This is a genomic window from Xanthomonas translucens pv. undulosa (assembly GCF_017301775.1).
GTDB classification, from domain to species: domain Bacteria; phylum Pseudomonadota; class Gammaproteobacteria; order Xanthomonadales; family Xanthomonadaceae; genus Xanthomonas_A; species Xanthomonas_A translucens.
The window spans coordinates 2,047,857-2,061,280 of sequence record NZ_CP063993.1; the positions used below are offsets into that span (position 1 = coordinate 2,047,857).

12 protein-coding genes and 1 pseudogene are annotated in these 13,424 nt (G+C 67.3%); 8 read left to right on the plus strand and 5 right to left on the minus strand.

What is annotated here, in order from left to right:
- Positions 1 to 6 precede the first annotated feature (6 nt).
- The 5 genes and pseudogenes from ISN38_RS08645 to ISN38_RS08665 all read left to right on the plus strand — a co-directional run bounded on the left by ISN38_RS08645 (position 7) and on the right by ISN38_RS08665 (position 3,232).
- Positions 7 to 666: a 2OG-Fe(II) oxygenase gene (locus ISN38_RS08645; protein ID WP_003471099.1), complete on the plus strand. Its 660-nt coding sequence runs from the start codon at positions 7 to 9 to the stop codon at positions 664 to 666.
- A 7-nt stretch (positions 667 to 673) separates the two neighbouring features.
- Positions 674 to 1,243 (plus strand): AAA family ATPase, encoded by a 570-nt coding sequence (locus ISN38_RS08650; protein ID WP_058360302.1) that lies wholly within the window; start codon positions 674 to 676, stop codon positions 1,241 to 1,243.
- A gap of 93 nt (positions 1,244 to 1,336) precedes the next feature.
- A pseudogene (locus tag ISN38_RS08655) lies at positions 1,337 to 1,813 on the plus strand (AI-2E family transporter); the annotation flags it as partial.
- A 388-nt stretch (positions 1,814 to 2,201) separates the two neighbouring features.
- On the plus strand, positions 2,202 to 2,489 hold the full coding sequence (locus tag ISN38_RS20260; RefSeq protein WP_237654376.1) for a YcxB family protein: 288 nt from the start codon (positions 2,202 to 2,204) through the stop codon (positions 2,487 to 2,489).
- 275 nt (positions 2,490 to 2,764) lie between these two features.
- Positions 2,765 to 3,232, plus strand: a complete 468-nt coding sequence (locus ISN38_RS08665; RefSeq protein WP_003471103.1) for a metallophosphoesterase family protein — start codon at positions 2,765 to 2,767, stop codon at positions 3,230 to 3,232.
- Between the two features lie 36 nt (positions 3,233 to 3,268).
- Here the strand turns inward: ISN38_RS08665 and ISN38_RS08670 are convergent, their stop codons facing one another.
- Positions 3,269 to 3,622 carry a TfoX/Sxy family protein gene (locus tag ISN38_RS08670; RefSeq protein ID WP_038239055.1) on the minus strand — a complete coding sequence of 118 codons (354 nt, stop codon included), beginning with the start codon at positions 3,620 to 3,622 and terminating at the stop codon, positions 3,269 to 3,271.
- A gap of 275 nt (positions 3,623 to 3,897) precedes the next feature.
- On the opposite strand from ISN38_RS08670, the gene ISN38_RS08675 reads away from it, so the two are divergent.
- Positions 3,898 to 5,994, plus strand: coding sequence for a S9 family peptidase (locus tag ISN38_RS08675; RefSeq protein ID WP_206712170.1), 2,097 nt, complete (start codon positions 3,898 to 3,900; stop codon positions 5,992 to 5,994).
- Positions 5,995 to 6,116: 122 nt separating this feature from the next.
- Here ISN38_RS08675 and ISN38_RS08680 read toward each other — a convergent pair whose 3' ends face one another.
- The 3 genes from ISN38_RS08680 to katB form a co-directional block, all read right to left on the minus strand.
- On the minus strand, positions 6,117 to 7,697 hold the full coding sequence (locus ISN38_RS08680) for an SDR family NAD(P)-dependent oxidoreductase (RefSeq protein WP_058358717.1): 1,581 nt from the start codon (positions 7,695 to 7,697) through the stop codon (positions 6,117 to 6,119).
- A 245-nt stretch (positions 7,698 to 7,942) separates the two neighbouring features.
- Positions 7,943 to 8,488, minus strand: coding sequence for an ankyrin repeat domain-containing protein (locus ISN38_RS08685; protein ID WP_003471110.1), 546 nt, complete (start codon positions 8,486 to 8,488; stop codon positions 7,943 to 7,945).
- Positions 8,489 to 8,556: 68 nt separating this feature from the next.
- Positions 8,557 to 10,080: a catalase gene (katB, locus tag ISN38_RS08690; protein WP_206712171.1), complete on the minus strand. Its 1,524-nt coding sequence runs from the start codon at positions 10,078 to 10,080 to the stop codon at positions 8,557 to 8,559.
- A 248-nt stretch (positions 10,081 to 10,328) separates the two neighbouring features.
- On the opposite strand from katB, the gene ISN38_RS08695 reads away from it, so the two are divergent.
- Both ISN38_RS08695 and ISN38_RS08700 read left to right on the plus strand, forming a co-directional pair.
- The gene (locus ISN38_RS08695) at positions 10,329 to 10,985 is read left to right on the plus strand and encodes a hypothetical protein (protein ID WP_108084550.1); all 657 of its coding nucleotides are present in this window, start codon (positions 10,329 to 10,331) and stop codon (positions 10,983 to 10,985) included.
- A 24-nt stretch (positions 10,986 to 11,009) separates the two neighbouring features.
- Complete coding sequence (locus tag ISN38_RS08700) at positions 11,010 to 11,270, plus strand: hypothetical protein (RefSeq protein WP_058360289.1); 261 nt, start codon at positions 11,010 to 11,012, stop codon at positions 11,268 to 11,270.
- 22 nt (positions 11,271 to 11,292) lie between these two features.
- Here ISN38_RS08700 and dinG read toward each other — a convergent pair whose 3' ends face one another.
- Positions 11,293 to 13,392: an ATP-dependent DNA helicase DinG gene (dinG, locus tag ISN38_RS08705; RefSeq protein WP_003471116.1), complete on the minus strand. Its 2,100-nt coding sequence runs from the start codon at positions 13,390 to 13,392 to the stop codon at positions 11,293 to 11,295.
- Between the last annotated feature and the right edge of the window lie 32 nt (positions 13,393 to 13,424).

Below are 13,424 nucleotides of genomic sequence, written 5' to 3' on the forward strand. Positions count from 1 at the left end.
AAACACATGACCGCTGGATACTTCGCGCTCGAGCAGATTTCGGCAGGGACGCGCCATGATGTGCCGTTCGACTGGGGGGAATTGCGCGAAATATGGCGCAACGACGCGCTGGCACACAGACTTGCGATTGAATTCCCGACAGAAGGATTCAACTTTCGGCAACGCAACGGAGGACACTTTTATCGACGTACCATTGTCCCGCTGGGCTCGCTCGGCATCGACGCGCCAGCGACGCTATCAGATGCATGGCGGGCGATGTGCGAAGAGCTCGCATCGGACACATTCAGGGCGGCCATGGCCACCTTTTGCAGAACGGACCTGACGGAATTTCCGATGGAGGCCGTAGCATTTCGCGGAGGACAGGACGCGCACTACCTGCCACATGTCGATGCGTCGCTGCGCCGAGGTTTTCGCTTGATTGTCTATTTCAATGCCCATTGGCAGCGCGAATGGGGCGGATTGCTGCGCATTCTTGACCCTCGTAATCATTGCGAAGCTCGCCATGTCATAATGCCAACTGTCGGAAACGCCACTGTGATCATTCGCGATGGCCACTACCAAGACACGTGGCATGAAGTGACGCGATTGTCCGCAACCGGGGGCATCACTCGCAATACGCTCAACGTCACCTACTATGAACCCGGAACGACAAGCACAGCCCAGTGAGGCGACGATGACCTTGTACCGCGGGAGAAAGCTCGTCATGCTTTACGGTCCGCCCGCCGTCGGAAAATTGACCGTCGGGAAAGAACTCGCGAAGCAGCTATCCGCGAGTCTTTTCCATAACCATCTGACTTACGATCTCGCCACCGAGTTGCTGGCCGCCGATAGCAGTTTTGAGATGCGCAGGCGCTTCGCATGCCGGCTGAGGCTCATTGCGATGGCGTTACTGCTCGAGTCCGATCCTCGCGACGTAGTTACCACTTTCTGCTATAGCGGTCCCGAGGACGATTGGTATGTCGATGCGCTCCAAGCCCTCTGCGCAGACCACCGGACGACGCCATTCTTTGTTCAACTAAGGGCACCCAACCATCACCTAATCGACAGGGTGGAAAACGCCGACCGGCGCGCATTCGGGAAAGTCAACAGCCGTGCCAATCTTGCTGCCATTCTGCAGGAATTCGCATATACGGTTCCGGTCGGGTCGGATAACCCTCTCTGCATCGATACGTCTGAGCTGTTGCCACACGACGCCGCCATTGCGATTGTGACATGGAGTGGCAGAGCATCCTCGAAAATGTAGCGCCAAAGGAAGCGGCTTGATGCGCGCGCACATGAACAGTGAGCGGCGATGCTCGGCAAGCAACGTGCTTTTCGCGCTACTCACGTGCTTGATGTCGCCGACGAGGCATTGAGCGCCAGCGGGCAGGTATGGCGCGCCTGGCTGGGCGGTCAGTTCCTGGCGATGCTGGTGATCGGCAGCCTGACCGGGCTGGGACTGTGGCTGCTCGGCGTTCCGGTGGCACTCGGCATCGGCCGGCTGACCGCGCTGCTGGACTTCATTCCGATCGTCGGCCCGATCGTGGCGGCGGTCCCGGCGGTGCTGCTCGGCTTCACCGTCAGCCCGCAAGTGACCCTGGGGGCGCTGCTGGTGTTCGTGGTCCTGCAGCAGCTCGAGGGCCATGTGCTGCAACCGCTGATACAGGCGCGCGCGGTGGACCTGCCGCCAGCCTTGCTGCTGTTCTCGCTGTTCGGCATCGGCGTGCTGTTCGGGCCGATGGGCGTGGTATTGGCGGCGCCGCTGACCGTGGTGCTCTATGTGCTGGTCAAGCACTTGTATGTCCACCACGCCCTGGACGATGCCGACGGTGCGGTGCCGGCGGAGTGGCGCGGCGGGGCTGTCGGCGCGGCGTCCCGCCGACCGCGCCCGACAGAACTGAGCCGGCGCGTGGCCGCCCTGTTGCCAGCACCCCGGCGATGTGCAACGGTCGCAGCCGCGTAGAGTCCGTTCTCTTGTCGATGATGCCGTTGCGCAGCGGCACTCCATGCGGATGCTCTCCGATGCACCATGCCAGCGTCCGCTACGACAGACCGCTGATTCGCCGAGCCGTGGCGAGCTTCTGCTGGCGCGTCGTCGGGCTGCGCTATGTCGTCGCCCTGGCCTTGGTGGCGGCGTCCCTTGTCTTCCTCGTTCGCGGCGGCAACGCCTCCTGGCTGGTCGGCGTCCTGGCAAGCGTACTGGCGCTCGGCATCGCCTTCCTGTGGCGCTCTACGCCACCCACTATCGCAACGCGCTGCGCAGGCTCGATGCAATGGGCGCTCCTGTCGGCGCGCTCGAAGCGTCCGCAAGCTCGTTGTCGCTGTCCTCTGCTGCCGGCACCACGACACTGCCCTGGTCCGCAGTCTGCGACGTGTGGCGATTCGAATCCTGTTGGCTGCTGCTGCTTTCGAAGTCCCAATTCGTCACCTTACCGCTCGCCGACCTTAGCGCGGAGGCCGCGGAGTTCATCCGTACCCAGGTTCTGGCTGCGGGGGGCAAGGTTTCCTGACGCTGGACCGGCGCCACAACGGCAAGCGGATGAAGCGGGACCGCTGCCGTTGGTAAGCTGACACTCGCGTCAGACCACGCGTGCAATCGTCCGATGCGCAGCGGACCCGGATCGCGGCGGCGGCGGCCTTTCCCACATCGACCGCTGGTTCCCGATGCAGCGCTGCTGGCAGGTGGCGCTCGCGATGCGGTGAACGGCCGTTCGCCCGAACCGGTCCGCAGCTGTGCGAACGTGGGGGTTAGGCTAGCACTCCGTCCTGTTGCGAAGCCTTGCCGATGCCTTGCGTCCCGCCGCTGCGAATCGGCCTGATCTCCGATACCCATGGCCTGCTGCGACCACAGGCGCTGGCGGCGATGCGCGATTGCGTGGCCATCGTGCATGCCGGCGACATCGGCAAGCCGCAGATCCTGGATGCGCTGCGCGCGCTCGCGCCGCTGCATGCGATCCGCGGCAACATCGACACCGCGCCCTGGGCGCAGGCGCTGCCCGACACGCTGGACATCGACATCGCGGGCATCCGCCTGCATGTGCTGCACGATCTGAAGACGCTGGCGCGCGATCCCGCCTGCGTGGATGTGGTGGTCAGCGGGCATTCGCACAAGCCGCTGCTGCAGAGCCGCGACGGCGTGCTGTACGTCAATCCCGGCAGTGCCGGACCGCGCCGTTTCAGCCTGCCGATCGGGGTGGGCTATCTGCATCTGCAGGCGGACGGCATCCGCGGCGAGCTGCACGCACTGACCTGAAGCGGCACTGCAAGAATCTACGGAACAACGCGCGACCTAGCGCGGCGCCGGCGGCCGGCTTGCGCGTTTGCCGGCCTTGGCCGGTTTGGGGGCGGGCAATGCCTGCGCGGTGGCGCGCAGCAGGCGCTGTAGCACGGTGCGGTCCTCCAGTCCCTCGTCGATCAGGTAATGCGGCTTGCCACCCGGATACGGCGCCTGTTCGACCACCTCGCCGAGCAGCGCGCGCCCGGCGGCGGTCGGCTTGACGAACACCTGGTTGTCGCAGACGAAGGCCACCACCTTGCCGTCCAGGTACAGCGCGTATTGGCCGAACATCTTCTTGCAGGTCAGCGCGGTGCCGAGCGCCGCCTGTTCCAGGACGTCATCCACGTAGCCGGCATCGGAGGCCATGGCGTCGCTCTGCGTTTGGGTCGATGCCGGATTGTGCATCGCGGCCGGCACAGCGCAAGCGACGCCGGAGCGCGGCGCACATCGGGAAGTGCCCTTCGCCACGCCGCTACGCTCATGTCCGGGCGCCGAAACCCGTAGCCGCAACGGCCGCCGGCAAGCGACACTGCAGCGCGTCGCCGGTCCACGGCTCCTGGCCGCACCGGCATGCGTCACTGGAATCCATATTTGTTATAGAGTAACAACACCCTCCATCCAATAACATTCCCGGAGCACGCATGCGCCGCCTCATCCTGGCCTCCAGTCTTGCCCTCGCGGTCTGCGCCTGCTCGCAGCAGGCCGCCGCTCCCGCCGCCAGGGACGCGCCCGCCGCGCAGACGCCGGCTGCGGCGGCCGCGCCGCCGGCACTGATCCCGCGCGACGTGCTGTTCGGCAACCCGGAGCGCAGCGGCGTGCAGCTCAGCCCGGACGGCAAGACCCTGAGCTGGCTGGCCCCGGTGGACGGCGTGCTCAACATCTGGATCGCACCGGCCGATGCGCCGGACAAGGCGCGCGCGGTCACCCACGACCGCGGCCGCGGCATCCGCTCCTATTTCTGGTCGTTCCTGCCCAATACCCTGCTGTACATGCGCGACAGCGGCGGCGACGAGAATTTCCATCTGTTCGCACTCGATATCGCCGCGGGCGGCAACGGTCGCGACCTCAGCGACTTTCCCAAGACCCGCGCGCGGGTGGTGGCCGCCAGCCGCAAGCATCCGGAGTCGATCCTGGTCGGCATGAACGACCGCGACGCGCAGTGGCACGACCTGTACCGGGTCGATCTGGCCGGTGGCACGCGCACGCTGCTGCAGAAGAACACCCAGCAGATCGGCGACTACCTGGCCGACGACGACTACCAGGTGCGGCTGGCGACGCGCTCGCGCGAGGACGGCGGCGAAGATCTGCTGCAACCCGACGGCAAGGGCGGCTGGCACAAGCGCGAAGAGATTCCGTTCGAGGATTCGCTGACCACCGCGCCGTCCGGCTTCACCGCCGACGGCAAGACCCTGTACTTCCTCGATTCGCGCCAGCGCGACGCCTCGGCGCTGTACGCGGTGGACGTGGCCAGCGGCACGCGCAAGCTGCTGTTCGAGGATGCGCGCGCGGACGTGGGCGGCACCCTGACCGATCCGCGCAGCGGCGTGGTGCAGGCGGTGGAATCCAATTACCTGCGCCCGGAATGGAAGGTGCTGGACCCGGGCATCGCCGCGGACATCAAGCAGCTGCAGGCGATCGGCCCGGGCGAGATCTCGGTGCTGACACGCACCCAGGACGACCGCACCTGGATCGTCGCCTACTCCGCCGCCGATGCGCCGGCCACGTTCTACCGCTACGACCGCGCGCCGTCCGGTGCGGGCAAGCTGACCAAGCTGTTCGCCGCGCGCCCGGCGTTGGAAGGGCAGCCGCTGGTGCCGCAGTGGCCGCAGGAGATCCGCTCGCGCGACGGCCTGACCCTGGTCAGCTACCTCACCCTGCCGCGCGAGGCCGATGCCAACGGCGACGGCAAGGCCGACAAGCCGGTGCCGCTGGTGCTGTTCGTGCACGGCGGGCCGTGGGCGCGCGACGACTACGGCTACAGCGGCTACAACCAGTGGCTGGCCAACCGCGGCTATGCGGTGCTGCAGGTCAACTACCGCGGCTCCACCGGCTTCGGCAAGCGCTTCACCAACGCCGGCGACGGCGAGTGGGCAGGCAAGATGCACGACGACCTGCTCGATGCGGTGCAATGGGCGGTGCAGCAGGGGGTCACGACCAAGGACCAGGTCGCGATCATGGGCGGCAGCTATGGCGGCTACGCCACGCTGGTCGGGTTGAGCTTCACCCCGGACGTGTTCAAGTGCGGCGTGGACATCGTCGGCCCGTCGAACTTGAACACCTTGCTCAGCACCATCCCGCCGTACTGGAAATCCGGCTTCGAACAGATGGCGCGGCGCATCGGCGATCCGCGCACCGCGGCCGGCAAGAAACTGCTGGAAGACCGCTCGCCGCTGAGCCGTGCCGACCGCATCGCAAGGCCGCTGCTGATCGGTCAGGGCGCCAACGATCCGCGGGTCAAGCAGGCCGAGGCCGACCAGATCGTCAATGCGCTCAAGGCCAAGCAGATCCCGGTCACCTACGTGCTGTTCCCCGACGAGGGCCACGGCTTCGCCCGGCCGGAGAACAGCAAGGCCTTCAACGCGGTCAGCGAAGCGTTCCTGGGCAAGTGCCTGGGCGGACGCACGCAGCCGTTCGGCCAGGATCTGGTCGGCTCCAGCCTCAGCGTGCCGGACGGCGTGGCGCAGGTGCCGGGCCTGGAGGACGCGTTGAAGTCGCATACGCAGAGCGTGCGCAAGTAGGTCCTCGCCGACGCCGCTGCGTGCTTCCCGTCGTGCACGCAGCGGCGCCGTCGCGGTAGCGCCACGGCGGCGATGGCGCATGCGCCGCGGGGATCCGCGCCCGCAGTGCGCGATGACCTCGCCTACCAGTCGGTCGGCGCGTAGTCCTTCAGGAACTGCCCCCACACGTGCTCGCCGGTATTGAAGCCGTGGATGATCGGATCGACGATGCGCGCGGCGCCGTCGACGATGTCCAGCGGCGGGTGGAAGCGCTCTTCCTGCACCTTGCGCGCGGCGATCTCGGCCGGATCCTCGTCGGTGACCCAACCGGTGTCCACGCTGTTCATGTGGATGCCGTCGTTCTGGTAATCGGCCGCCGAGGTCCGGGTCATCATGTTCAACGCGGCCTTGGCCATGTTGGTATGCGGATGCCGGGTGGTTTTGAAGTTGCGGTAGAACTGCCCTTCCATCGCCGACACGTTGACGATGTGCTTGTCGCGCTGGGGCGTGCGCAGCATCAGCGGCTTGAGCCGCGCGTTGATGATGAACGGGGCGATGGCGTTGACCAGCTGCGTCTCCAGCAATTCCACCGACGGCACTTCGGCCATCAGCAGGCGCCACGAGTTGCGCCCGCGCAGGTCCACCTGCTGCAGGTCCTGGTCCAGCCGGCCTTCCGGAAACAGGTGCTGCTGGCCGAGCAGTTCGTCGGCCAGCAACGGCACCTGCGACAGTTCGGCGGCGCGGGTCAGCCCGTCGGCGCCGCTGATGCCGTGGCCCTGGCCCGCCGGCAGCGTGGTCGCCGATGCCGCCGGCAGCAGTTCCGGGCTGCGCAGGCCTTCGTAATGGCCGACCAGGCGGCGCACGTGCTCGGGCAGTTCGTGCAGCGCGGCGGTCTCGCCGGCCATCATGTGCGCGTAGAACTGCGGCGGCCGGCGCACGGTCTGGCAGGCGTTGTTGACGATGAAGTCCAGCCGCTCGCGGGTGGCCAGGAGCTGGCTGCAGAACGCTTCGACGCTGGGTGTGTGGCGCAGGTCCAGGCCGAACACCTGCAGGCGGTGGCCCCACTCGGCGAAGTCCGGCTCCTGCGCGTAGCGCGCGGCCGAATCGCGCGGGAAGCGCGTGGTCACGATCAGTTCGGCGCCGGCGCGCAGCAGCTTCAGCCCGGCCTGGTAGCCGATCTTGACCCGGCCGCCGGTCAGCAGCGCCACGCGCCCGCGCAGGTCCGCGGTCTCGGTGCGCTTGAAGTAATTCAGTTCGGCGCAGGCCGGACACATCTGGTCATAGAAATGGTGCAGCTGGGTGAACTTCTGCTTGCACACGTAGCAGTGGCGCAGCTCGGGCGACTGCGCCGCCGCCGGCTCTTCGGCCGCGGCATTGCTGGCGTCGTGCAGGCCGGCGGCATGCGGCGGGAAGTAGTTCGGCGTGCTGAACACCGGCTTGCGCCGCAGCGCGCGGATGCCGGTCTGCGCGAGCAGCGCTTCGGCCTTGCGCACCTTTTCCTGGTGGCGTTCGCGCGCCTGCTGCTTGAGCAGTTGCCGGCGCGCCTTGGGCTCGGGGTGGTAGACCTTGGCGACGACCTGGTGCAGGCGCACGCGGTCGGCCTCGGGCAGCGCGTCGAGCACGCTGCGGTCGGCATCGATGGCTTCGAGCAGGTCCAGGGCGACGCGCAGACGCTCGCTCAGGGGCAGGTCGTCGGTGGCAGGGGGCGAGGCGGTGGTGTTCAAGACGGATCCAGGAAGAAGCGAAGGCACGACAGCGCGGCGCGCGCCGCGGGCGATGCGGCGTACCCGGTAGGTGCGGCGAACGGGCAGCGGCAGCGCGAAGCGTGTTTCAGGAAGCCGTCGTTGCCCGGCAGGGCGGGTATTTTCGCCGATCCCGGGGCTTCGGCGCCATGGTCGGCGGCTGAACCACGGCGCTCGCCTGCAGCGCCCCGGCCATGCCTGGGCGCACCGCGCTTCTCCTGGGTGGTTCAGCGCGCCGGTGCCTGCGCGAATTCGCCGCGCTGCAGCTTGGCCACGTCGTTGCCCTGCGCGTCCTTGGCCTGCAGATCGGCGCCCTTGGCGGCGAGGTCTTTCAACACCTCGGTGCGCTGGAACAGCGCCGCGTACATCGCCGCGGTCTGGCCGGCGTTGTTGCGTTGGTCGGGCGCGCAATCGGCCTGCATCAGCCGCTTGGCGATCGCCAGTTCGCCTTTGAAGATCGCGCCCATCAGCGCGGTGTTGCCGCGCTTGTCCTGTGCGCACGGATCGGCGCCGGCGCGCAGCAATTGTTCCACCGCCGGCTGCTGGCCGTGGTAGGCGGCCAGGATCAGCGCGGTATAGCCCTTGTCGTCGCGGGTGTTTAGGTCGTAGTGCGCCTGGATGAACTCGGCCAGCATGTCCTGGCGGCCTTCGCGCGCGGCGTCGAAGAAGTAGTCGCGTAGTTGCGCCTGGATCTTGGCCGGGTCGGCGGGTACGGGCGCGGCAGTCGCCGAGACCGCGACCAGGCTCAGGACGAGAAGAAGGAAGCGATGCATGCTCGGTCTCCGGGAAAGAAGGCGCAGCGCGGCGCGGGGTAGGCGCCGCCGCGCTGCGCCGTGGACGATCAATCCTGCAATTGCGCGGCCAGCTGCCTGACCCGCGCCAGATCACCCTTGGCGACGCGGGCGACGCCGCTGCCATAGGCCGGATCGGCCTTGTACAGGAACGACAGCATGATGTGCTTGCTGACGTCGTCGGTACCGGCCAGCGATTCGCCGAAGCTCTGGATCAGGTCCTGCTGCTCCTTCTTGCTGTAGCTGCGGAACAACACGCCGGCCTGCTTGAAGTTCTGCTCGCGGGCGAGCTTCGCCTGCTGGGTGCTGCCCGACAGCGGCAGCTGGCTATAGCGCGCGGTCGGATCCTGCGGGCGCGGGGCGAGCCGGCTCGGCTCGTAGTTGACGCCGCTGGCGCTGGCGCCGGCGTTCATCGCGCCGTCCTGGTTGCCGTTGTTGACCGCCACCCGCGGCCGGTTCACCGGCAGGCTCAAGCCATTGGTGCCGACGCGGTACAGCTGGGTGTCGGCATAGGAGAAGATGCGCCCCTGCAGCAGGCGGTCTTCCGACGGCTCGATGCCCGGCACCAGGTTGGCCGGCGCCATCGCCACCTGCTCGGTCTCCTGGAAGAAGTTGTCCACGTTCCTGTTCAACACCATCTGCCCGATCTTGCGCTCGGGCACGTCCGGCCAGATCTTGGTCGCATCCAGCGGATCGAAGTCGAACTTGGCCAGGTCTTCGGGCTTGAGCACCTGGATATACAGGTCCCACTTCGGATAGTCGCCCTGCTTGATCGCGCCGATCAGGTCGTTGCTCAGGTGGCTGTAGTCCTTGCCCTGCACCTGCGCCACCTGCTTCGGGTCCAGGTTCTTCAGGCCTTGCAGCGACTTCCAGTGGAACTTGACGTAGTGCACCTCGCCCTGCGCGTTGACCAGCTTGTAGGCGTGCACGCCGTTGCCGTCCATGAAGCGATAGCCGGCCGGCGTGCCTTCGTTGGAATACAGCAGGGTCAGCGTGCGCGTGGCTTCGGGCACGTGCGAGAAGAAATCGAAACGGCGCGCATCGTCGTCCAGGTTGGTGCGCGGATCCGGCTTGAACGCATGCACCATGTCCGGGAACTTGATCGCATCGCGGATGAAGAAGGTGGGGAAGTTGTTGCCGACCAGATCACAGTTGCCTTCGCTGGTATAGAACTTGGTAGCGAAGCCGCGCGGGTCGCGCAGCGTCTCCGGCGAATGGTTGCCGTGCACCACCGAGGAAAAGCGCACGAACACCGGCGTCTTTGCGCCGGCGGTGAACAGCTTGGCCTTGGTCAGATCCGAGATGTCGGCGCTGGCGGTGAACTCGCCATGCACACCGGTGCCGCGCGCATGCACCACGCGCTCGGGGATGCGCTCGCGGTCGAAGCGCTGCAGCTTCTGGATCAGCTGCACGTCCTGCAACAGGGTCGGGCCGGTGGCGCCGGCGGTCTGCGAGTTCTGGTTGTCGCCGACTGGCGCACCGTTGTCGCGGGTCAGCGTGGACTGCGCGAACCCGGCGGGGACGATCAGGGTCTGCGACAGCAGGGCGAGCACCAACAAAGTGACAGTGCGCATGGGGGCGGTCCATGTGGAGGAGCCTGGAGCATGGCGGCCGGGCAGCTCGCCGAGAATTCGTTAGTTGCTATGGCTGCGATAGGCAATGCAGATGCTGCGCATGTGGATGTGACCATGGTCGCCGACAGCATGCGTGAGGCATTGCAGTTTTCCGACATATGCGACATATGCGCAGGTGCGGCTCCGGCGCGCTGTCGGCAGCGGCCTGAAAATGTAGACAATGCCTACCTGCGAACACGACGTCGCCGTTGCCACATCCTTACCGCGGCGACGTCGCGATCGTGATCGTCTTTGCATTATCTGCCTTGCGCGTCGGCAATCGCACCGCGGCGCTGGAAGTTAAGACGCCGGCCATCTGCGATGGCCAAAGATGGCGGTGGCGCAATCGTGCGCGTCCGTTTTCTCCAGACGCGACCGCGCGCCATCTGGCGAACAGGGGCCAGACCGATTGGGCCGCCGGCGCTGTCTCCACCGATCGCGCCATGGCCAGCGCATTCGCCGTGGTGGACGAACTGCTGGCCGTGGTCGCCGACCCGAAGCGCTATCCCCACCTGCGCCAGATCACCATCACTGGTTTCGGCCGCGGCGCGGAATGGGTGCTGCGCCACGCCACCGCTTCGGCGGCGCCGGAAGCGCTGGCGCGCCTCAATCCGCCACTGCAGTTGAATTGGGTGGTCGCCAGCCCCGATCGCTATACCTACCTGGACAGCAGCCGCTGGGATGCAAAACGCCATGCCTTCACCGATCGCAACGCAGGCATCGCCAACGGCAGCGAAGCCTGCCGCACACTGGACGACTATCCCTATGGCTACCGCGGCGCAGTGCCGGACTATGTCGCCAGCGGGCTGAACGCGGCCGATCGGCACGACATCGCCGGACGCTTCCTGCAACGCAGCGTGATCTAGCTGGTCGGCGCCAACGATTCCAGCGTGGGCGATCGCGGCTGCCAAGCGGGCGTGCAAGGCAGCGACGCGAACGCGCGCTCGCGGATCTTCTTCGACTACAGCCGCGACCTGGCGGTGCGCCACAACGGCGGCAAGGCCCCGGACACGAGCAGTCAGTTCCGTTGCGTGGTGCCGGCGGTCGCGCACCAGCCGAGCGTGTACGACACGGCCGTGGGCCGCTACGCGCTATTCTTCCCGCTCGGCAACACCAGCAGCGGCACGGTGCCGGACAGTTGCGACTACTGAGCGCGGCGCGCGTGCCGCGGCGCTAGCCGATCACCCGCTTGAACGGCGGCAGCGCATCGATGATGCGCTTGCCGTAGCGCTTGGTCAGCAAGCGCGAATCGAGAATGATGACCCGGCCGTGGTCGCTGGAACTGCGGATCAGGCGCCCGGCGAACTGGGTCAGCGTGCGCAGCGCGTGCGGCACCGCGATCAGGTTGAAGGCGTTGAGGCCGCGGCTTTCGAACCACTCGCCGAGGGTGGCGGTCTGCGGGTCGGTCGGCACCGCGAACGGTACCTGGGTGATGACCACGGTGGTGCAGGCCTCGCCGGGCAGGTCCAGGCCTTCGCCGAAGGAATTCAAACCAAACAGCACCGAGCCTTCGCCGGCGCCGATGCGGCGCATGTGCTCGCCGATCATCTGCGACTTGGAGCCGTCGCCCTGCACCAGCACGCGGTTGCGCTGCGCGATCGGCAACAGGTCGGCAACCTTGAGCATCTTCCAGCGCGAGGTGAACAGCACGATCGAGCCCTTGCCCCAGTCCAGTTCCTTGACCAGGTAGCGTGCGACCTCGCGCGGATGGCCTTCGCGGTCGTCCGGCGCCACCGGGAATGTCGGCACGATCAGCTCGGCCTGGTTGGGCAGGTCGAACGGCGAGGACAGCGACACCATCTCCGCATGCGCGGGCAGGCCGTTGTCGAGCGCCAGCGCCTGGAAATCGCCGCCACCGGTCAGCGTGGCCGAGGTCAGCACCGCCGAGTCCACTTCGCTCCACAGCAGCGCGCGCAACACCTGCGCGGCCGACACCGGCGAGCAGTGGCAGACCAGATCGGCATCGCGCGAGGCGGTGATCCAGCGCGCCATCGGCGCCTGCCCGTCCTGGTCCTCGCGGCGCCAGCCCAGCCACAGCGCGTATTGCTGCTCGACCATCTCCAGGGCCATGCCCAGGCTGCGCTGCAGGCGCTCCTTGGCCGCGTCTTCCTGCTTGGACTTGCTCACCAGCTGGTGCGCGGCCTGCACCCAGTTGAGCAGCGCGGCGGTGTCCTGCGCCTGCGCATCGATGAAGGGTTTCCAATCCTCGGGCAGGCGCCCGTTGGGCGCGCGCCACATCGGCTCGTCCTGGCCCGGGTCCGGCACCCAGGCGCGTTCGATTTCGGCGCGAAAGGTTTTCAGCCCCTTGCTGACCTGGGTCGCCAGTTCGATCGCCTCGTTCGGCAACTGGTTGCCGATGCTGTCCTTGTCGGCCAGCCGATAGGAGGCGCCGACCAGCGCCTGCAGGCGGCCGGTGCGCCGCGCCATGTCGTCCAGCGCCAGGTTGGCCGCGCCCTGGTCGATGGCGACGCCAGCGATGTGGTGGCCTTCGTCGAGTACCAGCAGCATGTCCCCCGGCGGCGCGATCAGCGGCTGGCCGTTGTCGCTGTCGCCCAGCGCCAGCGCCGACAGCAGCAGCGCATGGTTGGTGACCACGATCTGCGCATCGCGCACGTCGCTACGCGCCTTCAGCACCGGGCATTGCACTGCGAACGAGCAGCGGCGCCCGGCGCAGCCGGCGGCATTGGTGGTGATGCGCGCGCGCAGCGATGCCGGAATCGGTTCCGGCGCGGTGTCCAGGTCGCCGTTCCAGGTCTTGTCGGCGTAGGCCTTGGCCAGCGCCCGCGCCTGCTCGGCCTCGGCTGGACTCAGCGGGCGGTCGTACAGCGGCGCCTCGTCTTCGAACATGCTGTTCTGCGCGGCTTCGCCATGCAGCTCAGCGACGTTGCGCGCGCACAGGTAGCGGGTGCGGCCCTTGGCCAGCGCCACGGTCGCCTCGATGCCGGTGGCCTTGAGGAAGGCGGGGATGTCGCGTTCCACCAATTGCGACTGCAGCGCCACGGTGCCGGTGCTGATCACCAGCTTCTTCTTGCTGGCCAGCGCGATCGGCACCCCGGCGGTGAGGTAGCCCAGGCTCTTGCCGACGCCGGTGGGCGCCTCGGCCACGCCGACGCCGCCGCTGGTGCCAAGCGCGCGCGACACCACGCCGATCATCTGGCTCTGCGCGCGGCGCACCATGAAGCCGGGCGTGTTGGCCTGCAGCTTGGTGTAGGCGTCGCGGATGCCGGCCTTCATCTCGTCGGTCAACTGCCGCGTGGGTGCTGCCTTTTCCATGCCGCCTGTCTGCTCGTGCCGGGGATCGGCCG